Origin of the sequence: Gordonia phosphorivorans, assembly GCF_042432625.1 — a bacterium.
Taxonomy (GTDB): Bacteria; Actinomycetota; Actinomycetes; order Mycobacteriales; family Mycobacteriaceae; genus Gordonia; species Gordonia phosphorivorans.
Genome location: NZ_JBHLWV010000011.1, coordinates 13,602 through 34,941 on the forward strand (window position 1 = coordinate 13,602; position 21,340 = coordinate 34,941).

General features: G+C 70.4%; 23 protein-coding genes and 1 tRNA gene. 3 read left to right on the plus strand and 21 right to left on the minus strand.

Going from position 1 to position 21,340, the window contains the following annotated elements; genetic code table 11:
- Positions 1-36: 36 nt before the first annotated feature.
- Positions 37-118: transfer RNA gene (locus tag ACFFJD_RS02520), tRNA-Leu, on the minus strand.
- A gap of 188 nt (positions 119-306) precedes the next feature.
- Here ACFFJD_RS02520 and ACFFJD_RS02525 point away from each other — a divergent pair.
- Entirely contained in the window at positions 307-2,367 is a 2,061-nt protein-coding gene (locus ACFFJD_RS02525) for a CocE/NonD family hydrolase (protein WP_382360442.1), read from the plus strand.
- A gap of 36 nt (positions 2,368-2,403) precedes the next feature.
- Here the strand turns inward: ACFFJD_RS02525 and ACFFJD_RS02530 are convergent, their stop codons facing one another.
- From ACFFJD_RS02530 to ACFFJD_RS02625, 20 genes are all read right to left on the minus strand, one after another.
- Positions 2,404-2,871, minus strand: a complete 468-nt coding sequence (locus ACFFJD_RS02530; RefSeq protein ID WP_382360445.1) for a hypothetical protein — start codon at positions 2,869-2,871, stop codon at positions 2,404-2,406.
- A gap of 15 nt (positions 2,872-2,886) precedes the next feature.
- A complete protein-coding gene (locus ACFFJD_RS02535; RefSeq protein ID WP_382360448.1) occupies positions 2,887-3,801 on the minus strand; it encodes an acyl-CoA thioesterase in 915 nt (304 codons plus the stop codon).
- A gap of 54 nt (positions 3,802-3,855) precedes the next feature.
- Positions 3,856-5,289, minus strand: coding sequence for a pyruvate kinase (gene pyk / locus ACFFJD_RS02540; protein ID WP_382360451.1), 1,434 nt, complete (start codon positions 5,287-5,289; stop codon positions 3,856-3,858).
- A gap of 10 nt (positions 5,290-5,299) precedes the next feature.
- Positions 5,300-6,670: a prolipoprotein diacylglyceryl transferase gene (gene lgt, locus ACFFJD_RS02545; RefSeq protein WP_382360454.1), complete on the minus strand. Its 1,371-nt coding sequence runs from the start codon at positions 6,668-6,670 to the stop codon at positions 5,300-5,302.
- A gap of 22 nt (positions 6,671-6,692) precedes the next feature.
- On the minus strand, positions 6,693-7,502 hold the full coding sequence (gene trpA, locus ACFFJD_RS02550; protein WP_382360457.1) for a tryptophan synthase subunit alpha: 810 nt from the start codon (positions 7,500-7,502) through the stop codon (positions 6,693-6,695).
- Positions 7,499-8,818: a tryptophan synthase subunit beta gene (gene trpB, locus ACFFJD_RS02555; RefSeq protein ID WP_382360460.1), complete on the minus strand. Its 1,320-nt coding sequence runs from the start codon at positions 8,816-8,818 to the stop codon at positions 7,499-7,501. The genes trpA and trpB overlap by 4 nt, the downstream gene beginning before the upstream one ends.
- An 80-nt stretch (positions 8,819-8,898) precedes the next feature.
- Positions 8,899-9,717: an indole-3-glycerol phosphate synthase TrpC gene (trpC, locus tag ACFFJD_RS02560; RefSeq protein ID WP_382360463.1), complete on the minus strand. Its 819-nt coding sequence runs from the start codon at positions 9,715-9,717 to the stop codon at positions 8,899-8,901.
- An 84-nt stretch (positions 9,718-9,801) separates the two neighbouring features.
- Entirely contained in the window at positions 9,802-10,530 is a 729-nt protein-coding gene (locus ACFFJD_RS02565) for a TIGR02234 family membrane protein (protein ID WP_382360466.1), read from the minus strand.
- Positions 10,527-12,080 carry an anthranilate synthase component I gene (locus ACFFJD_RS02570; protein WP_382360469.1) on the minus strand — a complete coding sequence of 518 codons (1,554 nt, stop codon included), beginning with the start codon at positions 12,078-12,080 and terminating at the stop codon, positions 10,527-10,529. Before ACFFJD_RS02570 ends, ACFFJD_RS02565 begins: the two co-directional genes overlap by 4 nt.
- On the minus strand, positions 12,077-12,256 hold the full coding sequence (locus ACFFJD_RS02575; RefSeq protein WP_382360472.1) for a tautomerase family protein: 180 nt from the start codon (positions 12,254-12,256) through the stop codon (positions 12,077-12,079). Before ACFFJD_RS02575 ends, ACFFJD_RS02570 begins: the two co-directional genes overlap by 4 nt.
- 10 nt (positions 12,257-12,266) lie before the next feature.
- Entirely contained in the window at positions 12,267-12,644 is a 378-nt protein-coding gene (hisI, locus tag ACFFJD_RS02580) for a phosphoribosyl-AMP cyclohydrolase (RefSeq protein WP_382360475.1), read from the minus strand.
- Positions 12,644-13,462, minus strand: coding sequence for an imidazole glycerol phosphate synthase subunit HisF (hisF, locus tag ACFFJD_RS02585; RefSeq protein ID WP_382360478.1), 819 nt, complete (start codon positions 13,460-13,462; stop codon positions 12,644-12,646). Before hisF ends, hisI begins: the two co-directional genes overlap by 1 nt.
- Before the next feature lie 37 nt (positions 13,463-13,499).
- Complete coding sequence (locus ACFFJD_RS02590; RefSeq protein WP_382360481.1) at positions 13,500-14,348, minus strand: inositol monophosphatase family protein; 849 nt, start codon at positions 14,346-14,348, stop codon at positions 13,500-13,502.
- Positions 14,345-15,097 (minus strand): bifunctional 1-(5-phosphoribosyl)-5-((5-phosphoribosylamino)methylideneamino)imidazole-4-carboxamide isomerase/phosphoribosylanthranilate isomerase PriA, encoded by a 753-nt coding sequence (priA, locus tag ACFFJD_RS02595; RefSeq protein ID WP_382360484.1) that lies wholly within the window; start codon positions 15,095-15,097, stop codon positions 14,345-14,347. Before priA ends, ACFFJD_RS02590 begins: the two co-directional genes overlap by 4 nt.
- Positions 15,098-15,162: 65 nt before the next feature.
- Entirely contained in the window at positions 15,163-15,426 is a 264-nt protein-coding gene (locus tag ACFFJD_RS02600) for a hypothetical protein (RefSeq protein WP_382360487.1), read from the minus strand.
- Positions 15,423-16,067, minus strand: coding sequence for an imidazole glycerol phosphate synthase subunit HisH (gene hisH / locus ACFFJD_RS02605; protein ID WP_382360490.1), 645 nt, complete (start codon positions 16,065-16,067; stop codon positions 15,423-15,425). Before hisH ends, ACFFJD_RS02600 begins: the two co-directional genes overlap by 4 nt.
- Positions 16,064-16,693, minus strand: a complete 630-nt coding sequence (hisB, locus tag ACFFJD_RS02610) for an imidazoleglycerol-phosphate dehydratase HisB (RefSeq protein ID WP_382360493.1) — start codon at positions 16,691-16,693, stop codon at positions 16,064-16,066. Before hisB ends, hisH begins: the two co-directional genes overlap by 4 nt.
- Positions 16,690-17,826 carry a histidinol-phosphate transaminase gene (locus ACFFJD_RS02615; protein ID WP_382360496.1) on the minus strand — a complete coding sequence of 379 codons (1,137 nt, stop codon included), beginning with the start codon at positions 17,824-17,826 and terminating at the stop codon, positions 16,690-16,692. The genes hisB and ACFFJD_RS02615 overlap by 4 nt, the downstream gene beginning before the upstream one ends.
- Positions 17,823-19,145 carry a histidinol dehydrogenase gene (hisD, locus tag ACFFJD_RS02620; protein WP_382360499.1) on the minus strand — a complete coding sequence of 441 codons (1,323 nt, stop codon included), beginning with the start codon at positions 19,143-19,145 and terminating at the stop codon, positions 17,823-17,825. The genes ACFFJD_RS02615 and hisD overlap by 4 nt, the downstream gene beginning before the upstream one ends.
- 102 nt (positions 19,146-19,247) lie before the next feature.
- Positions 19,248-19,706: a GNAT family N-acetyltransferase gene (locus ACFFJD_RS02625; RefSeq protein WP_382360502.1), complete on the minus strand. Its 459-nt coding sequence runs from the start codon at positions 19,704-19,706 to the stop codon at positions 19,248-19,250.
- A 37-nt stretch (positions 19,707-19,743) separates the two neighbouring features.
- Here ACFFJD_RS02625 and ACFFJD_RS02630 point away from each other — a divergent pair, with 37 nt between their 5' ends.
- Both ACFFJD_RS02630 and adhP read left to right on the plus strand, forming a co-directional pair.
- A complete protein-coding gene (locus ACFFJD_RS02630) occupies positions 19,744-20,148 on the plus strand; it encodes a DUF1801 domain-containing protein (RefSeq protein WP_382360505.1) in 405 nt (134 codons plus the stop codon).
- Positions 20,149-20,276: 128 nt separating this feature from the next.
- On the plus strand, positions 20,277-21,302 hold the full coding sequence (adhP, locus tag ACFFJD_RS02635; protein ID WP_382360508.1) for an alcohol dehydrogenase AdhP: 1,026 nt from the start codon (positions 20,277-20,279) through the stop codon (positions 21,300-21,302).
- Positions 21,303-21,340 lie beyond the last annotated feature (38 nt).

A 21,340-nucleotide genomic window follows, 5' to 3' on the forward strand; every position in this document is an offset into this window, starting at 1 on the left:
GTGGTGAGCGCGGCCGTCGACCACGCCGAAAATGTGTGCCCCGGGCCGGACTCGAACCGGCACCCCTTTCGAGACCGCATTTTGAGTGCGGCGCGTCTGCCAATTTCGCCACCGGGGCGGGTGGTGAAGCGTGATCGAGCGTGCGACCGAGAGCAAGTGTACGACCCGCCGTCGGCACGCCGGAAATCGGCCTCCACCGCACACCCATGACGCAAAGGATCGACTTTTGTTTCACGGTCCGCTAAGTTACGTCCCAGTAACTTCACAGGTTACTTCACAAAACGACTTTGGGGAGTTGTTCATCACATGGTTCAGACCGCCAGAAGACGGTTCTTCCGATCCTTCGCGCTCTTACTGATTCCGCTGCTCATCGCCGCGGGCGCCGGGCTGCTGCCGACGGCGACGGGCACCGCCGACGGCGCCGTCTTCGGCGCGCTGGGCGCCAAGTGGACGCGCACCGCGGAGGGTCCGCAGAAGTACCCGGGGCACGCGGTGACCCCCGACGTGTCGATCACGATGAGCGACGGCACGGTGCTGCGCGGCAACCTGATCCGCCCGGCAGACCGGGCGGGCAAGCCGATCGACAAGACGCTGCCCACCATCGTGAACATGACGCCGTACACCAAGATGGTGAGCGCGCTGGCCGCCGAAGTGGTGAACCACCCGGTGCTGGTCCCGCAGCTGATCGAACTGCTCAACGCAGTGAACCTGCAGGGCACGGTGCTCTCTGGCTACAACGAACTGGTCGGCTCGCTGCGCAGCGGCTTCGCCACCAGCTTCTCCTACGACACCAAGCTGATCCGCTCCGGCTACAACATGCTGGTGGTGGACGTGCGCGGCACCGGTTTCTCACAGGGCACCTGGCAGGTCTTCGGCGAGCGCGAACGCAAGGACACGCTGGAGGTGATCGACTGGGTGGGCAAGCAGCGCTGGTCCACCGACAAGATCGGCATGGCCGGCGCGTCGTATTCGGCCATCAACCAGTTGCAGGCCGCCTCGGACCGTCCCGGCGCGCTCGGCGCCATCTTCCCGGTGGTGCCCGGCGCCGACATCGTGCGCGACGTGGTGGCCCCCGGCGGCGGCGTCGGCGCAGGCTTCCTCTCCATGTGGCTGGCCCTGGTGAACACCAGCAAGATGATCCCGAACGTGGCCTCCATCCTCAACGGCACCTTCGACTGGAAGTGGCTGGGCGATCGGGCCAAGGATCCGCTGACCTACTTCGACGTCATGCTGCAGGCGCTGACCGTGCAGCACCCCGGTCAGGTCACCGGCGAGACGCGCGACCTGCTCAGCGGCGACTCGAATCGTCGCGCCTCCCTGTACACCGACCTGGGGAAGATCACCACGCCGACGTTCACCATCGGCGGATGGAACGACCTGTTCACCAACAGCGAGGCCCGCACACTGTCGGGGCTCACCCGACTGCCCGACAGCAAGAAGAAGCTGATCATGGATGACGGCTATCACGTCACCACCGGCGCGCAGCTGGGCACGCCGGGCAATCCGCCGAAGATGAACGTGTTGGCGCGCGCCTGGTACGACCGCTGGCTCAAGGGCATCGACAACGGCATCGACCGGTACTCGCCGGCGACGCTGGCCTCGATGCCGCGCGATGACTTCCTGCAGGGACCCACGTTCCCGCTGCCCGGTTACACCCACCAGCGGCAGTATCTGACCGGTGCGCCGTCCCGCTCGATCAACACCCCGGTGGCCGGCGACGGCTCGCTGTCGTCGAAGGCGCCGACCACCCGGGCCACCCGCGTGGTGACCCCCGGCCTGAGCAACGTCTGCGGCAAGGACGGCGCGCAGGGCGCGGCCGGGGTGACCGCACTGCTGGACTTCTGCGGCCGCGACAACCGGGTCGCCGAGCTGTCCGCGCAGACCTTCACCACCGCACCGGTCGGCAAGACCACCCGACTGTCGGGCTGGCCTGCCATCCATCTCAACCAGCGGTTGCAGGCCACCGACGGCTACTGGCACGCCACGGTCAACATCGTGTCCCCGGACGGCCGATCGCAGGTGGTCTCGATGGGTCAGCTGATGGTGTCGTTGCGGGCCGTGGACCGCTCGCGCAGCCAGTTCGCCGCCAACGGCGACGTGATCGATCCGTTCCTGTACCTGTCCCTGGACAAGTACCGGCCGGTGCGTCCGGGTCAGGTCCTGGCCATCGACATCCCGATGACGCCGACGCAGGCGGCGCTGCGCCCCGGCGACCGGCTGCGCATCGACATCTACTCGCTCAACGCCCCGAAGGCCCTACCGTTGGGGCCGGCAATGTGGAGTTCGAAGTTCGGTCCGCAGTTCATCGAGATCGACCCGAAGAATCCGAGCTGGGTGAACGTCCCGGTGGACCGCCCACTGCGGTGAGGCCACCGCGGTAGCCCGGCCCCGCGCCCGGTCGCGTCAGATCCCGTCCCGCAGTGCGGTCCGGGTGACGATGCGGTCGGGCAGCGTGCCGATCTGCACGAGATAGCCGCCGTCGACCACCTCCAGGCGCTGCACCTGAAAGCCCAGGAAGCACACCTGCTCGGTCCCGCGCCTCTCCCGGCTGAACCGGTCGAGGCGGGTCTGCGCGAGCAGCGTGCCCGTGGCGGCGGCGAGGATGCGCACCGGTGACCGCTCGTCGGTGGAGGGCGCCTCCACGGCCGTGCGGGTGGTGCAGTCGGCCGCCACCCGCCCGGTCGCGGTGAAGGTGTCGGTGCGCAGGGAGCCGACGGTCACCGCGGTGATCGCCGCCGCGGCCAGCACCACCGCCGCGACGGTGCTCACCACCCAGACCCACCGGTCGGAGCGGCGTCGCCACCGGTTGCGCGGCAGGTAGGGGCCGGACGGCTGGAAGTACTCGATCGACGGGCCCGGTTGCTCGTTCATCGCGACGGACCGGGGTCAGGAACGCGGCGGGAAGTACTTGATGAGCGCCTCCTGCACCACCGAGGTGGCCAGGGTGCCGTCACGCATGAAGAACCTGCCCGAGCCGATCCCGCGCGAGCCGGCCGCCACCGGCGACTCGGTCGCGTACAGCAGCCAGTCGTCGAAGCGGAACTCGCGGTGGAACCACATCGAATGGTTGACCGTCGCCGCGAACAACCGGTCCATGCCCCACGAGAGGCCGTGGGTGGTGATGATCGAGTCGAGCACCGTGGTGTCGGAGGCGTAGGCCATCGCCGCGACGTGCAGCAGCGGATCGTCCGGCAGGTCGCCGTCGGTCTTCATCCACACGCGGTTGTGGGTGAGCGTCTCCCCCGCATCCTTCATCTTCCAGGTGGGGTCGTTGGCGAACCGGATGTCGATCGGGTGCAGCGCGTTGACGAACAACGCGACCTGCTCCTCGTAGCCCTTGAAGTGCTCGCCGAGCGGCGGCAGTTCCTCCGGATAGGGCACCAGCGGGATCTCGACGGCGTGCTCGAGACCGGCGTTGTTGTCTTGGAAGGCCACCAGCATGGTGAACACCTCGGCGCCGTCCTGCATCGCGGTCACCTGGCGGTTCGCGAAGGCCTTGCCGTCGCGGAAACGCTGCACGTGATACTCCATCGGCTTGTTCACGTCGCCGCCGCGGATGAAGTGGGCGTGCAGCGCGTGCACCGGCGGGTTGCCGCGGGTCAGGGTCCGACCCGCGGCCACCAGGCCCTGCCCCAGCAGCTGACCGCCGAAGGTGCGGGCGGTCTTCTGCTCGGGGTGCTGACCGATGAACAGGTCGTCCTCGACCTGCTCCAGATCGAGCAGTTCGAGGAGCTTGTGGAGGTCACCGTGCTCGGACTCCACTCCGATCCGATGGTTCGGGTCGTTCAGGTTGCGAGTCATCCCACAACCCTATGCGAGAGCCGTTGCGGCCCACCCACCCGGCGCGACGCGGCCTCAGTGATCCTGTTCGCCGATGCGATGCAGATGCAGCAGATTGGTGGAGCCGGGCACCTGCGGCGGCGCGCCGGCCACCACGACCACCACCGAGCCGCGCTTGACCATCCCGTTGGACTCGCAGAACGCATCCAACTGGTCGATCATCGCGTCCGTCGACGGCGACTTGGGCACCAGGAACGGCTCGACGCCCCACGACAGCGTCAGCTGGTTGCGGGTGAGTTCACGCGTGGTGAACGCCATCAGCTTCAGCCGCGAATGCAGGCGCGCGATCCGTCGGGCGGTGTCACCGGTCTCGGTGAAGACGGTGATCGCCGAGACGTTCAGTCGTTCGCCGATGTCCCGCGCGGCGTAGGTCAGCACACCTCGCTGGGTGCGCGGCGCGTGCTTGAGCGGCGGCACCTCGCGGCGGCTCTCCTCCACGGCCACCACGATGGAGCTCATCGTGCGCACGGTGTCGAACGGGAATGCGCCCACCGAGGTCTCGCCGGAGAGCATCACCGCGTCCGCGCCGTCGAGCACCGCGTTGGCCACGTCGGAGGCCTCGGCGCGCGTGGGCCGCGAGTTCTCGATCATCGAATCGAGCATCTGGGTCGCGACGATGACCGGCTTGGCGTTCTCGCGCGCGATCTGGATGGCCCGCTTCTGCACCAGCGGGACCTGCTCGAGCGGCATCTCCACGCCCAGGTCGCCGCGCGCCACCATGATCGCGTCGAACGCGAGCACGATGGCTTCCAGGTTCTCGATGGCCTCCGGCTTCTCCAGCTTCGCGACCACCATCACGCGTCGACCGACCCGATCCATCACCTCGTGCACCAGCTCGATGTCACCGGGGCTGCGCACGAAGGACAGCGCGACGATGTCCACGCCCAGCCCGAGCGCGAACTCGAGGTCGGCGATGTCCTTCTCGCTCAGCGGCGGCACCGAGATCTTCATGCCCGGCATGGACAGACCCTTGTGGTTGCTGACCGTGCCGCCCTCGGTGACCCGGCACAGCACGTCGTTGCCCTCGACGCCCTCGACCACCAGGCCCACCTTGCCGTCGTCGACCAACAACCGATCGCCCGGCTTCGCATCCTCGGCGAGCTGCTTGTAGGTGGTGGACACCCGGTCGTGGTCACCGACGATCTCGTCGACGGTGATGCGGATCTGCTCGCCGGTCTTCCAGTCGACCGCGCCGTTGGGTCGCCCGTTGTCCTCGAACCAGCCGAGACGGATCTTGGGCCCCTGCAGGTCGGCGAGAACACCGACCGGCTGGCCCGTAGCCGCGGAGGCCTGGCGGACCGCCTCGTACACGCTCTGATGATCTTCGTGGGTGCCGTGGCTGAAGTTCATCCGGGCGACGTTCATCCCGGCTTCGACGAGCTCGGTGATGCGTTCGGGGGTATTGGTGGCGGGTCCGAGGGTGCAGACGATCTTGGTTCGACGAGTCACGTCACCAAGGCTAGTCCTTCGACTGGGAACCGTCCTGATCGGAGGTATCGACGTCGGGCGTTGCCGTCTCCGGCGCGTCGGAAACGTCCGAATCGGCGGTGTCGTCGGCGTCGGCGGGCTCTGCGGCCTCGGCGTCGGGCTCCACGGTTTCCGCGGCGGGCGCCGCGATCACCACCATCGACGCGTCCTCCGCGGAGGAGATCACCTCGCGGATCTCGATGCCGCCGACCTGCCCGGTGGGATCGGATTCGAAGGTGTAGACCGTCGCCGCCTCCGCGGCCTGCGCCGCGTCGTCCTCGTCGTCGGAGTCGTCCTCGTCGGCAGGGACCCCGTCGGCAGAGTCATGGTCGGCAGGGTCCTCGTCGGCAGGGTCCCCGACCGCGGCGTCCTCCGCGGGGTTCGGGGTCACGAGGTCGGCGGCGTCGACGATCGGCGGGGCCGCCGGTACGTCGTCGTCCAGGGCGGGCGGCACGTAGCCCAGCTCGCCCTCCGCGGCCAGTTCCTCGGCGCGCCGCGGCCAGTACATCGACAGCCCCAGCTCGCGACCGCGCGGGGCCATCACGAAGTACAGGGCCGCGCACAGGAAGACGATCGCCGAGGTGAAGACGTTGATCCGCACCCCGAGGATCTCGGTGGCCGTGTCGGTGCGGAGCAGTTCGATCCCGAAGCGACCGACGCAGTAGCCGGCCACGTAGAGCGCGAACAGGCGGCCGTGGCCGATCCGGAAGCGACGATCGAGCAGCACCAGCGCGATCACCACCAGGATGTTCCACAGCATCTCGTACAGGAACGTCGGGTGCACCACGCTGTGCAGGACACCGGTGGACACGCCGTTGGGCAGCGCGATACCGGTCACGTTGCCGTCCTGGCGCACGAACAGCTCCAGGCCCCACGGCAGAGTGGTCGGGCCGCCGGTGAGCTCCTGGTTGAAGTAGTTGCCGAGACGCCCGATGGCCTGCGCCAACAGGATCGCCGGCGCGAGGGCATCACCGAAGGAGGGCAGCTTGATGCCCTTCCAGCGGCAGCCGACCCAGGCGCCCACCGCACCGAAGGCCACCGCACCCCAGATGCCGAGGCCGCCGTCCCAGATGGCGACGGCGCCGCTCAGACCGCTGCCCCGCTCACCGAAGTAGATGTGCCAGTCGGTGGCGACGTGGTAGAGCCGACCGCCGATCAAGCCGAAGGGCACCGCCCACAGCGCCACGTCGAGCACGTCGCCGGGCTGACCGCCGCGCGCCCGCCACCGTCGATCGCCCCACCAGACGGCGACCAGGATGCCGACGATGATGCACAGCGCGTAGGCGCGGAGCGGGAACGGGCCGACCTCCCACACGCCCTGCGACGGGCTGGGGATGTACGCCAGAAGCGTCGTGTCACTCACGCGTGCCACCCTAACGGACGGGTCAGCGCACGGTACCGCGCACGCCTTCGGCGAGTTCGGTCACCAGTTCGGCGACCCCAGCCTGCCCGCCGTTGCGGTAGGCGGAGATGATCGCCGAACCGACGATCACGCCGTCCGCGTAGCCGGCGATCTCGGCGGCCTGCGCGCCGTTGCGCACACCCAGCCCCACACCGATCGGAATGTCCGAGTGCGCACGCACCCGCGCGCACAGTTCCGGCGCCATCGACGACACCGAGTCCCGGGCGCCGGTGACCCCCATCGTGGATGCCGCGTACACGAAGCCGCGGCAGCTGTCGACGGTCATCGCCAGCCGCTCCGGGGTCGACGACGGCGCCACCAGGTAGATGCGGTCCAGCCCGTGGGCGTCGGAGGCGGCCTGCCAGGCGGCGGCTTCCTCGGGGATCAGGTCGGGCGTGATGATGCCGACTCCGCCCGCGGCGGCCAGATCCCGCGCGAAGGCGTCGACGCCGTACTTGAGCACCAGGTTCCAGTAGGTCATCACCACCGGCTGCGCACCCGCGGCGGCCACGGTCTCGGCGGCCACGAAGACATCGCGCACCCGGACCCCGTTGTTCAGCGCTTCCTGCGCGGCCCGGGCGACGGTGGGGCCGTCCATCACCGGATCGGAGTACGGCACACCGATCTCGACCACGTCGCAGCCGTTGTCGACCATGGTGCGCATGGTGGTCAGGGACTCGTCCAACGTCGGGAAACCGACGGGCAGGTAGCCCATCAGCGCGGCGCGGTCCTGCGCGCGGCACTGCGCGAACAGTGCGCTCAGTCGGGACGGTGCGGTGCTGTGGCGGCTCATCGGCCGGTCTCCTTCTCAGCGGCGAGGCTGGCCGCGTACTCGAACTCCGACTGCGGCTTGTCGAACAGGCCGAACCATTTGGCGGCGGTGTCGACGTCCTTGTCGCCGCGTCCGGAGAGGCTGACCACGATGATCGCGCCCGCGCCCAGTTCCCGACCCAGCTGCACGGCCCCGGCGACGGCGTGCGCCGATTCGATGGCCGGAATGATGCCTTCGCGGCGCGACAGCAGCGCCAGCGCGTCCATGGCCTCGGTGTCGGTGACCGGACGGTACTCCGCGCGCCCGAGATCGCGCAGGTAAGCGTGTTCGGGGCCCACACCCGGATAGTCCAGGCCCGCCGAGATCGAGTGCGACTCGATCGTCTGTCCGTCCTCATCCTGCATCAGGTACGAGTACGCGCCCTGGAAGGCCCCGGGCGTGCCGCCGGTGAAGGTGGCCGCGTGCCGACCGGTCTCCACCCCGTCGCCGCCGGCCTCGCAGCCGACCAGCCGGACACCCTCGTCGTCGATGAACGGATGGAACAGGCCGATCGCGTTGGAACCGCCACCGACGCAGGCCACCGCGGCATCCGGGAGACGCCCGGCCTGGTCGAGGATCTGCGCCCGCGCTTCCAGTCCGATGATGCGCTGCAGGTCACGCACCATCATCGGGAACGGATGCGGACCGGCGGCGGTGCCGAAGCAGTAGTAGGTGTTGTGCGCGTTGGTCACCCAGTCGCGAAGGGCCTCGTTGATGGCGTCCTTCAGCGTGGCCGAACCGGTCTCCACGGCGACCACCTCGGCGCCCAGCAGCCGCATGCGCGCCACGTTCAGCGCCTGGCGCTCGGTGTCCACCCGGCCCATGTAGATCAGGCACTCCAGTCCCAGGAGCGCGCACGCCGTAGCGGTGGCGACGCCGTGCTGACCGGCGCCGGTCTCGGCGATGACGCGCGTCTTGCCCATGCGCTGCGCGAGCAGGGCCTGGCCGAGGACGTTGTTGATCTTGTGCGAGCCGGTGTGGTTGAGGTCCTCGCGCTTGAGGAAGATCCGTGCGCCGCCCGCTTCCTCGGACAGGCGCTTGGCCTCGTACAGCGGCGACGGACGGCCGGTGTAGTCGCGGGCCAGGGCGTTCAGTTCGGCGAAGAAGTCGTTGTCGGTGCGCACCTTCTCATAGGTGGCCGTGGTCTCCTCGATCACCGCCATCAGCGCCTCGGGGACGTGCCGGCCGCCGAACACGCCCCAGTGGCCCAACTCGTCCGGTCCGATCGGCGAGCGGTCGGCGATGCCGTCGCTGGCGAGCGGAAAACGTTCAGTCTGCACGTCGGGATTCTCGGTCACGGTTATTCAGTATCCTCATCGGTTCGGCGTCGGGGCGAACCGGGTTGGACGCCGACCGGTCGGCCGCGCACGGGCTGGGGTCAGTGCGACGGTTTGGGGCACGACGGGTGCGCGCCCGCGGTCACCAGATCGGAGACCGCCTGTCGCGGATCGCCGCTGGTGACCACTCCCTCGCCGACGAGCACCGCGTCGGCGCCGGCGCCGGCGTAGGCCAGCAGATCGGCGGGGCCGCGGACACCGGATTCGGCGATCTTGATGATGTTCGACGGCAGGCCGGGCGCGATCCGAGCGAAGCTGTCACGGTCCACGTCGAGCGTCTTGAGGTTGCGCGCGTTCACGCCGATCACGGTCGCCCCGGCTTCCAGGGCGCGGTCGGCTTCCTCCTCGGTGTGCACCTCCACCAGGGCGGTCATCCCCAGCGACTCGGTGCGATCGAGCAGCGAGGCCAGCGCCTGCTGATCCAGGGCGGCCACGATCAGCAGGATCACGTCCGCGCCGTGCGCGCGGGCCTCGTGGATCTGGTACGGCCCGACGATGAAGTCCTTGCGCAGCAGCGGGACGTCGACCGCGGCGCGGACCGCGTCCAGATCGGCCAGGCTGCCCTGGAAACGACGCTCCTCGGTCAGCACGCTGATCACCCGGGCACCGCCGGCCTCGTAGGCGCGGGCCAGATCGGCCGGGTCCGGGATGTTGGCGAGGGCGCCCTTGGAGGGGCTGGCCCGCTTCACCTCGGCGATGACGCCGATCCCCGGCTGCCGGAGGGCTGCGGTGGCGTCCCGGGGCTCCGGAGCCCGCAGCGCCGCCGCCTTCACGGCCTCCAGATCGAGCACCGCTTCGCGCGCGGCGACGTCGGCCTTGACACCCTCGATGATCGAGTCGAGCACTGTGCCGCCAGTCACGGTGGGGCCCCTTTCACGTGTCTGAACTCCCGATAATGGATCCAGCCTAGAGTCAGTCGCCCGACCGGCCGCTTCCGGGTGGGGTTACCCGTCGGTTCGGTCCCGGCCCGGCGCATCGGGCCGCTCGGGGTCGGTCCCGCCGGGCAGGTCGGTGGGATCCATGCCCTCGTCGAGGGCGTCCCAGAACTCACGCTCGGTGGGTGCCGGCTCGTCGGCGGTCTGTGCGCGCGAATGCTCGGCGAAGACCCGACGCTCCAGTTCCTCGCGGCGTGCGGCCGGCGAGGAGTAGCGCGAGGACATCTTCTTGGCGCCGGACGCGGACATCGCCATGGCGACCGCTCCGACGACCGCGCAGACCGCGCCGATCAGCACCGCGATCCCGGCGCCGTTGAACGCCGTCACCGCGACCACCTCGTACCGGGCACCGATGTCGGCGCGCTCGACGGCGTAGCCGCCGCCCTCGCCGTTGGTGAGCAGCGTGATGGCCGGGACGGCCACCAGCACCGCGCAGGCCGCCACCAGCACCGCGACCAGGCGCAGGGCCAGTCCGTGCAGGGCGAACTGGACCGCGACGGCCGCCAGGAACAGCAGGGCCATCGCGACCAGCCACGGACTCCAGTCGCTGCCGGAGACGGCGAAGATCCGGGCCTCGCCGAGTCCGTCCTCGGCGTAGACCTCCGACCACGTCATCCGGGAGGCCACCCAGAGCAGAATCGCGGCCGCCAGCAGGAAGACCGCGGCGATCGCTTGGGGCCGCCGGCTGGCGCGGGGATCGGCGCTGGCGCCGGGGGCGGCGTCGGTCGGTTCGGTCATTGTTCGCTCTTTCCGGTCACCGGAGTCATCGTGGCGGCCGCGGCCACCGCGTTGAGGACGGCCGTCGCCTTGTTCCGGGCCTCGTTGAATTCGTACTCGGCGTCGCTGTCGGCCACCACGCCGCCGCCGGCCTGCACATAGGCGCGACCCTCGGTCATCAGCGCGGTGCGGATCGCGATCGCGGTGTCGGCGTCGCCGGCGAAATCCAGGTAGCCGACGATGCCGCCGTACAGACCGCGCCGGGTGAGCTCGTTCTCCTCGATCAGCTGCATGGCCCGCACCTTCGGCGCACCGGTCAGGGTGCCCGCCGGGAAGCACGCGGTGACCGCGTCCAACGCCTGCGCGTCCTCGCGCAGCCGACCCGACACCGTCGAGACCAGATGCATCACGTGGCTGTAGCGCTCCACCCGTCGGTAGTCGGTGACCCGCACGGTGCCCGGCTCGCAGACGCGGCCGAGATCGTTGCGTCCCAGGTCCACCAGCATGAGGTGTTCGGAGTTCTCCTTCTCGTCCTCCAGGAGCCCCTTGGCCAGCAGCTGATCCTCCTCCTCGGTGGCCCCGCGCCAGCGGGTACCGGCGATCGGGTGCGTGGTCGCCGTGCCCTCGGCCACGGTCACCAGGGCTTCCGGCGAGGATCCGACGATGCTGAACGGCCGCGCACCCACCCCGGCGTCGCCCACACCGGGCAGACGCAGCAGGTACATGTACGGGCTCGGGTTGGAGGCGCGCAGCACGCGGTAGACGTCCACCGGGTCGGCGTCGGTGGCGATCTCGAAGCGCTGCGAGGGCACCACCTGGAAGGCCTCCCCGGCCTCGATGTCGGCGACCAGCCCCTCGACGATGCCGCGGTAGTCGGCCAGCGTGCGCTGGCCGGTGTACTCCGGCGTCGGGCGGGTGAAGGTCGAGACGGTCGACGGTGCGGGCGCGGCGAGGGCCGCGGTCATGGTGTCCAGGCGGGCCACGGCGTCGTGATAGGCCTGCTCGGCCCGATCGGCGCTGCCGTCGAAGTTGATGGCGTTGGCGATCAGCGTGATGGTGCCCTCGTGGTGATCGAAGGCGGCCAGGTCGGCCACCAGCAGCCAGCACATGTCGGGCAGCCCGAGGTCGTCGACGGTGGTCGACGGCAGGCGTTCCAGGCGCCGCACGAAGTCGTAGGCCATGAAGCCGACGAACCCACCGGTCAGCGGCGGCAGGTCGGGCAGTCGGTCGGTCCGCAGCAGACGCAGCGACGCCGCCAACGACTCCAGCGGATCGCCGCCGGTCGGTGCGCCGGCCGGGACGGTGCCCCACCAGTGCGCCTGGCCGTCGGCCACGGTCAGCGCCGAAGGCGACCCGGAACCGATGAACGACCAGCGCGACCAGGACTGCCCGTTCTGCGCGGATTCGAGCAGGAAGGTGCCTTCCCGGTCGCCGGCGAGTTTGCGATACGCCGACAGCGGCGTCTCCGAGTCGGCGAGCAGTTTCCGGGTGACCGGCACGACGCGATGGTCGGCCGCCAGATCCAGGAAGGTCTCCAGCGATGTGGTGTGCGGGGACGCGTTGCTCGTCATCCCAGCGGTACCCCGCCGACGCCCCACTGGGTGCGCGGGATCTCGTTGATGGTGACCCACACCGAATCGGGGTTCTTCCCGGTCGCCCGGGCGTAGGCCTCGGTGACCGCGGCGATGGTCTCGTTCTTGACCCGATCGGACAGACCGGGGGTCTGGGAGATCTGGATGAGCGGCATGGCGTCCTTCCTAAGCGTCGGGGTGGTGGGCGTCGGGATCGACCGGCACTCCGAACGTCAGCGGTTCGGTGTCGAAGCAGCTGTGGTTGCCGGTGTGGCAGGCCGCGCCCGTCTGATCGACGGTCAACAGCAGCGTATCGCCGTCGCAGTCGAGCGTGATCTCGTGCACGTACTGAACGTGCCCGCTGGTCTCCCCCTTGACCCAGTACTGCTGCCGGGAGCGGGAGTAGTAGGTGGCGCGGCGGGTGGCCAGGGTGCGTTCGAGCGCTTCGTCGTCCATCCAGGCCATCATGAGCACCTGACCGGTGCTGCGTTCCTGGGCGATGGCGGCGACCAGGCCGTCGTCGGTGCGCTTGAGACGGGCGGCGAGTTCGGCGGGCAGTGCCATCAGCGGTCCTGTCGGTCGCGGTCGGTGCGGACGGTGATGCCCTCCTGGGCCATGGCCGCCTTCACCTGACCGATGGTCAGTTCACCGAAGTGGAACACCGAGGCGGCCAGCACGGCGTCGGCGCCGGCGGCGACGGCCGGCGGGAAGTCGGCGGCCTTGCCCGCACCGCCGCTGGCGATGACCGGCACGGAGACCGCGGCGCGCACGGCCTCGATCATCCGCAGGTCGAAGCCCTCCTTGGTGCCGTCGGCGTCCATCGAGTTCAGCAGGATCTCCCCCACCCCGAGTTCTTCGCCGCGGCGCGCCCACTCGACGGCGTCGATCCCGGTGCTCTTGCGGCCGCCGTGCGTGGTGACCTCCCAGCCGGACGGGGTCGGCGCGGCACCCTCGGGCACGGTCCGCGCGTCCACCGACAGCACGATGCACTGGGAGCCGAAGCGGCGGCTCATCTCCTCGAGCACCTCGGGGCGGGCGATGGCGGCGGTGTTCACGCTGACTTTGTCCGCACCGGCGCGCAGCAGCACGTCGACGTCGTCGACGGTGCGGATGCCGCCGCCGACGGTCAGCGGAATGAAGATCTGGTCGGCCGCGGCGCGCACCACGTCGATCATGGTGGCGCGCCCGGAGCTGGAGGCGGTCACGTCGAGGAAGGTCAGTTCGTCGGCGCCTTCGGCGTCGTAGCGGGCGGCCAGCTCGACCGGATCTCCCGCGTCCCGCAGGTTCTCGAAGTTGACGCCCTTGACCACCCGGCCGCCGTCGACGTCCAGGCACGGAATCACCCGCACCGCCAGGCCGTTGCTCTCGGCTGCCACGCTCATCTGGATGCTCTCTTCTCTACTAGTTCGTCGCACATCGCTAGTACGTCAGGGTGTGCGGTGCCGGCCACTCGCCGTCCGCCAGGATATCGAGGAGTTCGGCGTGCACGCCCGGGGCCGCCGCCACCAACGACGGTGTGGTGGTGGTCCACGGTCGTCCGTGGATGTCGGTGGCCACGCCGCCGGCCGCGCGCACCAGGGCCACCCCCGCGGCGTGGTCCCACGGATGCCGCCCGTAGGACACCGCCCCGGCCAGCTGCCCGCCGGCCACGAAGGCCATGTCGGCCCCGGTGGAGCCCTGCACGCGGATCCGCGCGTGCCGACGGGTGATCTCCCCCTGCACGCGGGCCCGCTGGGCGCCGGGGAACAGCCCCTGCTGATCGACGTAGTAGGAGACGTAGCCGATCGCACTGCCGCGCATCCCGCCGGAGTCGGCGAGCGGGGCGGCGGGGCGCCCGTCCACCAGCAGCGGGCCGCCGCGGTGGGCGGCGAAGCGGTGTCCGAGCGCCGGAATCCAGGTGAGGCCGATGACCGGTTCGGCGTCGACCACCAGCGCCACCAGCATGGCGGCCGTCGGCAGGCCCGTCGAATAGTTGAAGGTGCCGTCGATCGGGTCGACCAGCCACACCGCCCCGGTGCTCGGGTCGGGTCCGCCGAACTCTTCGCCGTGCACGGCGATGCCGGTGCGTTCGCGCAGTTGGCGGACGAATCGGCGTTCCAGTGCCAGATCCATCTCGGTGGCGAAGTCGGTGCCGCCCTTGGTCACCGCGCTGGGCGCCCCCAGCCCGGCGAGGAAGTCGCCGACGGCCTCGTCGAGGATCGACGAGGCCTCCGCCTGCAGCGCGGGCAGATCCATCTCGCCCACGGAGCCGACGGACATCGAGGTCATCGCGCCACGGCCGCGACCGCCTCCAGCGCCTGCGGCAGCGTGAACCGGCCGGCGTAGAGCGCCTTGCCGATGATCGCGCCCTCGATCCCGAGTGGGGCCAGCTCGGCGATCGCGACCAGGTCTTCCAGCGCCGAGATGCCGCCGGAGGCGACGACGGGTGCGTCGGTGCGGCGGGCCACCTGCTCGAGCAGCTCCAGGTTGGGGCCGGTGAGGGTGCCGTCCTTGCTCACGTCGGTCACCACGTAGCGTGCGCAGCCGTCCCGATCGAGGCGGTCGAGGACCTCCCAGATCTCGCCGCCCTCGGTGACCCAGCCGCGGCCGCGCACCCTGTAGACGCCGTCCTCGTCGCGCAGCACGTCCAGGCCCACGGCGATCCGGTCGCCGTGCTCGGCGATGGCCTTGGCGCACCACTCGGGGTTCTCGATGGCCGCGGTCCCCAGGTTGACGCGCGTGCAGCCGGTGGCCAGCGCGGCGGCCAGCGACGCGTCGTCGCGGATGCCGCCGGACAGCTCCAGCTTCAGGTTCAGTTCCGCGGCCACCTCGCTGATCAGCGCGCGGTTGTCGCCGCGCCCGAAGGCCGCATCCAGGTCCACCATGTGGATCCACTCGGCGCCGTCGCGCTCCCAGGCCAGGGCCGCGTCGCGCGGCGAACCGTACGGGGTTTCCGAACCCGCGGCGCCCTGCACCAGGCGGACGGCTTGTCCGTCGACGATGTCGACTGCGGGCAGGAGTTCCAGGATCTGAGCCATCGGATTGAAGTCTTTTCTCGAAAGTGATTGGAGCTGAAGTGCTTTCGCCGTCACCGGCGGGTCGGTCAGGTGTCGCTGTGCTGCTTCTTGAGATGGTCGATCTCGTGCTGGACGTGCCGCAGCTCGCGCCGCACCACCACCGCCATCACGATCACCATCACCACGACGGCCGCGATGGCGACGATCAACGCCACCATCTCGACGGTGCGCGCCAGCCACCACACCAGCGGCACCGCGATCACCAGGACGAGCGCCGCGGCACCGAGCGAGCGCGCCACCATTCTGCCGAACGAGAAGCTGTCGGCCGCGGTGGGTTCGCGAGGTGTCACAGCGTGGCCACCCAGTTCCGCAGGAGGGCCGCACCCACGTCGCCGGACTTCTCCGGGTGGAACTGCGTGGCCCACAGCGGGCCGTTCTCCACGGCGGCCAGGAACGGTGCACCGTAGTCGGTCCACGCCAGCTTCGGCGCCGTCAGCGGTGAACCCATGTTGTCCAGCTCCCAGGTCTGCGCCGCGTAAGAGTGGACGAAGTAGAACCGGGCCTGCGGGTCGATGCCGGCGAACATCGTCGAATCGGCCGGACGGTCGACGGTGTTCCAGCCCATGTGCGGCAGCACCGGCGCCGGCAGCCGGGTCACGGTGCCGGGCCACTCGCCGCAGCCCTCGGTCTCGACGCCGAACTCCACGCCCTGCTCGAACAGGACCTGCATGCCGACGCAGATGCCCAGGACCGGTCGGCCGCCGGCGAGGCGTCGCCCGATGATGCGGTCGCCGCGGACCGCGCGCAGGCCGGCCATGCACGCCTCGTAGGCGCCCACGCCCGGCACGAGCAGACCGTCGGCCTCCACGGCGGCGGCGAAGTCGGTGGTCACCTCCACCCGGGCACCGGCGCGCTCGAGCGCGCGCTGCCCGGACCGGATGTTGCCCGAGCCGTAGTCGAGCAGCACCACCGTCGGCACCCGTGCGCTCACAGAGTGCCCTTGGTGGACGGGATGCCGGTGACGCGCGGGTCGGGTTCGACGGCGGCCCGGAGCGCCCGCGCCACCGCCTTGAACTCGGCCTCGGTGATGTGGTGCGGGTCGCGGCCGTACAGCACGCGCACGTGCAGCGCGATCCGCGCGTTCAGCGCCAGCGACTCCCACACGTGCTGGTTGATGACGGTGGCGTACGACGTGACCGGCCCGGCGTCACCGCCGGAATAGCCGCCGATCACGGTGGTGAGCATCTGGTCGGGTTCGCCGGTGAACACGCAGTACGGGCGGCCGGAGACGTCGACGATCGCCTGCGCGAGGGTCTCGTCCATCGGAATCCAGGCGTCGCCGAAGCGGCGGATGCCGCGCTTGTCGCCGAGGGCCTCGGCGATGGCCTGCCCGAGCACGATCATGGTGTCCTCGACCGTGTGGTGCGCCTCGATCTCGATGTCGCCGACGGCCTGCACGGTCAGGTCGAAACCGCCGTGCGCGCCGAAGGCGGTCAGCATGTGATCGAAGAACGGCACGCGCGTGGAGATGTCGGTGACACCGGTGCCGTCGAGGTTGATCTCGACGACGATGGACGACTCGCGGGTGGTGCGCTCGATGCGGGCGATCCGGCTCATGGGAGGGCCTTTCGGTCGGTGGAGGCGAGGGCGCGGCTGACGTCGAGGAAGACGTCGTTCTCGGCGGGCAACCCAATCGTCGCACGCAGGCGCGACGGGATACCGACGTCGCGGATCAGCACGCCGTGGTCCAAGTAGTGCTGCCAGCTCGCGGGGGCGTCGGCGAACTCGCCGAACAGGACGAAGTTGGCGTCGGAGTCGATCACGTCGTAGCCCATCGCGGTGAGCGCGGCCGTGACCCGTTTGCGTTCGGCGACGATCGCCGCCACCCCGGCCAGCGTCTCGGCGCTGTGCCGCAGCGCGACCCGCGCCGCGGCCTGGGTGAGGACCGACAGGTGGTACGGCAGGCGCACCAGCAGCAGCGCGTCGATCATCGCGGGGGCCGCGGCCAGGTAGCCGAGGCGACCGCCGGCGAAGGCGAACGCCTTGCTCATGGTGCGCGAGACGATCAGCGTGGCCGGGTACTCATCGATGAGGGCGACGGCGCTGGGCTGGTCGGAGAACTCGCCGTAGGCCTCGTCGACGATCACGATGCCCGGCGCCGCATCCAGGATGCGGCGCAGGTCGGCGGTCGGGACCGAGCCGCCGGTGGGGTTGTTCGGCGAGGTCACGAAGACGATGTCCGGGGTGCGCGCGGCGATCTCCCCGACCGCGTAGTCCACGTCCAGGGAGAAGTCGGCGGCGCGCTTGCCGTCGAGCCAGGTGGTCTCGGTCCCGTCGGAGATGATCGGGTGCATCGAGTACGACGGGGTGAACCCCAGCGCGCTGCGGCCCGGTCCGCCGAAGGCCTGCAGGATCTGCTGCAGGATCTCGTTGGATCCGTTGGCCGCCCACAGGTTCTCGTACGTGAGCGGCACGCCGGTCGCGTCGGTCAGGTAGTCGGCGAGGTCGGTGCGCAGCGCCACCGCGTCGCGATCGGGGTAGCGGTGCAGCGCCGTCGCGCAGTCCGCGACCGCCTCGGCGATGTCCTCGACCAGCGCCGCGCTCGGCGGGTGCGGGTTCTCGTTGGTGTTGAGCACCACCGACACGGCCAGTTGCGGTGCGCCGTAGGGGCTCTTGCCCCGCAGGTTCTCCCGCAGCGGCAGGTCCTCGAGCCTCACCCGCGCCCCGGCGGCCGCGGGCCGCGCGGTCACGAAACGTCCCCGAACCGCACGGTCACCGCGTCGCCGTGTGCGGGCAGGTCCTCGGCGTTGGCGAGGGTCACCACGTGGCCGGCGACCTCGGCCAGGGCGGTGCGGTCGTAGTCGATGATGTGCACGCCGCGCAGGAAGGTCTGCACCGACAGACCCGACGAGTAGCGCGCCGAACCGGAGGTCGGCAGGACGTGGTTGGAGCCCGCGCAGTAGTCGCCGAGGCTGACCGGCGAATAGGTGCCGACGAAGATCGCACCGGCGCTGGTCACCCGTTCGGCGATCGCGGCCGCGTCGCGGGTCTGGATCTCCAGGTGTTCGGCGGCGTAGGCGTCCACCACGCGCAGCCCGGACTCGACATCGTCCACCAGGACGATGCCCGACTGCGGGCCGCCGAGCGCGGTGCGCACCCGTTCGGTGTGCTTGGTGGTGGCCGCCTGGGCGGCGACCGCGACGTCGACGGCGTCGGCCAGCTCGACGCTGTCGGTCACCAGGACCGAGGCGGCGAGCACGTCGTGCTCGGCCTGGCTGATGAGGTCGGCGGCGATGACCGCGGGATCGGCGGAGTCGTCGGCCAGGATGGCGATCTCGGTGGGTCCGGCCTCCGAGTCGATGCCCACGACGCTGCGGACCAGGCGCTTGGCAGCGGTCACGTAGATGTTGCCCGGCCCGGTGATCAGATCGACGGGGTTCAGGTCCGCGCCGTCGGTGTCGGTGCCGCCGTAGGCCAGCAGCGCGACGCCCTGGGCGCCGCCCACCGACCACACCTCGTCCACGCCCAGCAGCGAGCAGGCCGCGAGGATCGTCGGGTGCGGCCAGCCGCCGAAGTCGGCCTGCGCCGGGGAGGCGACCACCAGCGAACCGACCCCGGCCTCCTGGGCCGGAACCACGTTCATCACCACGCTGGACGGGTACACGGCGTTGCCGCCGGGCACGTACAGGCCGACGCGTCGCACCGGGATCCACTTCTCGGCGACGGTGCCGCCGGGGGTCACCTGCGTCACGGTGGTCTGGCGGCGCTGATCGGCGTGCACCTTCCGGGCGCGTCGGATGGCCTCCTCCAAGGCGGCCACCACCTGCGGGTCCAGTCCGGCGCGGGCCTGCTCGATCACCGTGAGCGGCACCCGCACCGAGGCGGGCCGGATCTTGTCGAACTTCTCGGTGTAGTCCAGTGCCGCGTCGGCGCCATGCTCGGCCACCGCCTCCACCACCGGCGTGACCACCGGGAGGACGGAGTTGATGTCGGTGCCTCCGCGCGGCAGGGCGCGACGCAGCTGGCTCAGCGTGACGTCGGCTCCGCGCAGATCAGTTCGGGCGAGCATGAGAGGCTGGCTCCTCCTTAACGAGAAAAGTTTCCCCTCCAGGATATGCCGTCGCGGCTAGTGCTTTTCTTTCGGCACTGCCCCGCCGCGGGGCGCCGCCGTTCACCCCCGCACCGCGCGGCGCATCGGGGTGTGCGGGATGTCGTCCTCGAGGAACTCCGGCCCGTCGGCGACGTAGCCCCGCCCGGCGTACAGGCCGGTCAGATGCGACTGGGCGTCCAGGACGCTGGGCCGGTCGCCGATCTCGGCCAGAATCCGATCGAGCAGTCGTCCGGCGAGGCCGGTGCCGCGCGCCGTCGGCGCCGTGCAGACCCGGCCCACGCGGTACTCCCAGTCGCCGTCGGGCCGGTCGTCGCGCAACAGGCGCGCGGTCGCGAGGATCTCCCCGTCGCCGTCGACGCACCAGAACAGGATCGCGTCGGGTTCCAGGTCGCGGCCGTCGAGTTCGGGATAGGCGCACCGCTGCTCCACGACGAAGACGTCGACACGCAAGCGCAGGATGCGGTACAGGACGGTCGGGTCGAGGTCGGCGACGGCGGCGCGGTGCACGGTGATGCGCATCGTTCCATCATGCGCACCGCGGCCGTAGGATCGCGCCATGCCGACGACCAAGCCGACGAACGTCTCCGTCGACGACTTCCTCGCCACGGTGACCGACGACCGTCGCCGTACCGACAGCCAGGCGGTGTGCGCGCTGCTGCGCGAGCTCACCGGCACCGAGCCCCGCATGTGGGGCGCGTCGATGGTGGGCTTCGGGCGGCAGCCCTACACCACCGCCGACGGTAAGAGTCACGAGTGGTTCGCGATCGGGTTCGCACCCCGCAAGGCCGCGTTGACCCTCTACGGCCTCACCTACGACGACTCCAACGCCGACCTGCTCGCCCGACTCGGGCCGCACACCACCGGCAAGGGCTGCCTCTACGTCAAACGGTTCGACGCCGTCGATCACGACGTGCTGGCGGAACTGATCACCCGGTCCTGGGAGCTCAATCACCGGCCGTGAGGTGAGGTCTTTGGTCGGTGGTGCCGTCGATCGGCTCCCCGCGGCGGGTTCGGCGGGCAGGCTGGGGGTCATCCCCGGTCGCGCTGCCCGGGACCTGCCGCAGCGTCTACTCCCTGAGGAGACCGACGATGACCGATAAGATCACCGCCGCCGTCGTCACCGAGCTCGGTGCGGCCCTGGAAATCACCGACATCGACATGCCCGTGCCGGGGCCCGGCCAGGCCCTGGTGAAGTTGGAGACCTCCGGGGTCTGCCACACCGACCTGCACGCGCGTAACGGCGACTGGCCGGTCCAGCCGTCGCCGCCGTTCGTGCCCGGCCACGAGGGAGTCGGTCGAGTGGTGGCCGTCGGTGACGGTGTCACCGAGCTCGCCGTGGGCGATCTGGTGGGCAACGCCTGGCTGTGGTCGGCGTGCGGGGTGTGCGAGTACTGCCGCACCGGCTGGGAGACGCTGTGCGAGAGCCAGCACAACGGCGGCTACTCGGTGGACGGTTCGTTCGGCGAGTACATGCTGGTGGACGCGCGCTTCGCGGCCCGCGTCCCGGAGGGTCTGGACCCGGTGGAGGTGGCCCCGATCCTGTGCGCCGGTGTGACGGTCTACAAGGGCCTGAAGGTCTCTGACGTGCGACCCGGCCAGTGGATGGTGATCTCCGGGATCGGCGGTCTCGGCCACGTCGCGGTGCAGTACGCCCGCGCGATGGGCATGCGGGTGGCCGCGGTCGACATCGCCGACGACAAACTCGCCCTGGCCCGCGAACACGGCGCCGAGGTAACCGTGAACGCGGCCGTCGAGGATCCGGTGGCCGCCATCGTCGAGCAGACCGGCGGCGCCCACGGCGTCCTGGTGACCGCGGTGCACCCGCAGGCCTTCGGTCAGGCGATCGGTATGGCCCGGCGCGGCGGCACCATCGTCTTCGTCGGTCTGCCGCCCGGCGACTTCCCCGCCCCGATCTTCGACGTGGTCCTCAAGGGCCTCACCATCCGCGGCTCGATCGTCGGCACCCGGCAGGACATGGTGGAGGCGATCGACTTCTACGCGCGCGGACTGATCAAGCCCACGGTCGCGACGGGCGCCCTCGGCGACATCAACGAGATCCTCGACCGCATGGAGGCCGGCGAGATCGAGGGCCGGATGGTCATCGACTACCGCTGAACCGACACCACGCCGCCAGAGTGTCGAGTTGTGGTCCC

Bases quoted from the DNA above. Each gene is read 5' to 3' on its own strand.
- ACFFJD_RS02525 (WP_382360442.1), top strand. From the start codon at position 307: ATGGTTCAGACCGCCAGAAGACGGTTCTTCCGATCCTTCGCGCTCTTA.
- ACFFJD_RS02530 (WP_382360445.1), bottom strand. From the start codon at position 2,871: ATGAACGAGCAACCGGGCCCGTCGATCGAGTACTTCCAGCCGTCCGGC.
- ACFFJD_RS02535 (WP_382360448.1), bottom strand. From the start codon at position 3,801: ATGACTCGCAACCTGAACGACCCGAACCATCGGATCGGAGTGGAGTCC.
- trpA (WP_382360457.1), bottom strand. From the start codon at position 7,502: ATGAGCCGCCACAGCACCGCACCGTCCCGACTGAGCGCACTGTTCGCG.
- ACFFJD_RS02565 (WP_382360466.1), bottom strand. From the start codon at position 10,530: ATGACCGAACCGACCGACGCCGCCCCCGGCGCCAGCGCCGATCCCCGC.
- ACFFJD_RS02570 (WP_382360469.1), bottom strand. From the start codon at position 12,080: ATGACGAGCAACGCGTCCCCGCACACCACATCGCTGGAGACCTTCCTG.
- ACFFJD_RS02575 (WP_382360472.1), bottom strand. From the start codon at position 12,256: ATGCCGCTCATCCAGATCTCCCAGACCCCCGGTCTGTCCGATCGGGTC.
- hisI (WP_382360475.1), bottom strand. From the start codon at position 12,644: ATGGCACTGCCCGCCGAACTCGCCGCCCGTCTCAAGCGCACCGACGAC.
- hisF (WP_382360478.1), bottom strand. From the start codon at position 13,462: ATGAGCGTGGCAGCCGAGAGCAACGGCCTGGCGGTGCGGGTGATTCCG.
- ACFFJD_RS02590 (WP_382360481.1), bottom strand. From the start codon at position 14,348: ATGACCTCGATGTCCGTCGGCTCCGTGGGCGAGATGGATCTGCCCGCG.
- priA (WP_382360484.1), bottom strand. From the start codon at position 15,097: ATGGCTCAGATCCTGGAACTCCTGCCCGCAGTCGACATCGTCGACGGA.
- hisB (WP_382360493.1), bottom strand. From the start codon at position 16,693: ATGAGCCGGATCGCCCGCATCGAGCGCACCACCCGCGAGTCGTCCATC.
- hisD (WP_382360499.1), bottom strand. From the start codon at position 19,145: ATGCTCGCCCGAACTGATCTGCGCGGAGCCGACGTCACGCTGAGCCAG.
- ACFFJD_RS02625 (WP_382360502.1), bottom strand. From the start codon at position 19,706: ATGCGCATCACCGTGCACCGCGCCGCCGTCGCCGACCTCGACCCGACC.
- ACFFJD_RS02630 (WP_382360505.1), top strand. From the start codon at position 19,744: ATGCCGACGACCAAGCCGACGAACGTCTCCGTCGACGACTTCCTCGCC.
- adhP (WP_382360508.1), top strand. From the start codon at position 20,277: ATGACCGATAAGATCACCGCCGCCGTCGTCACCGAGCTCGGTGCGGCC.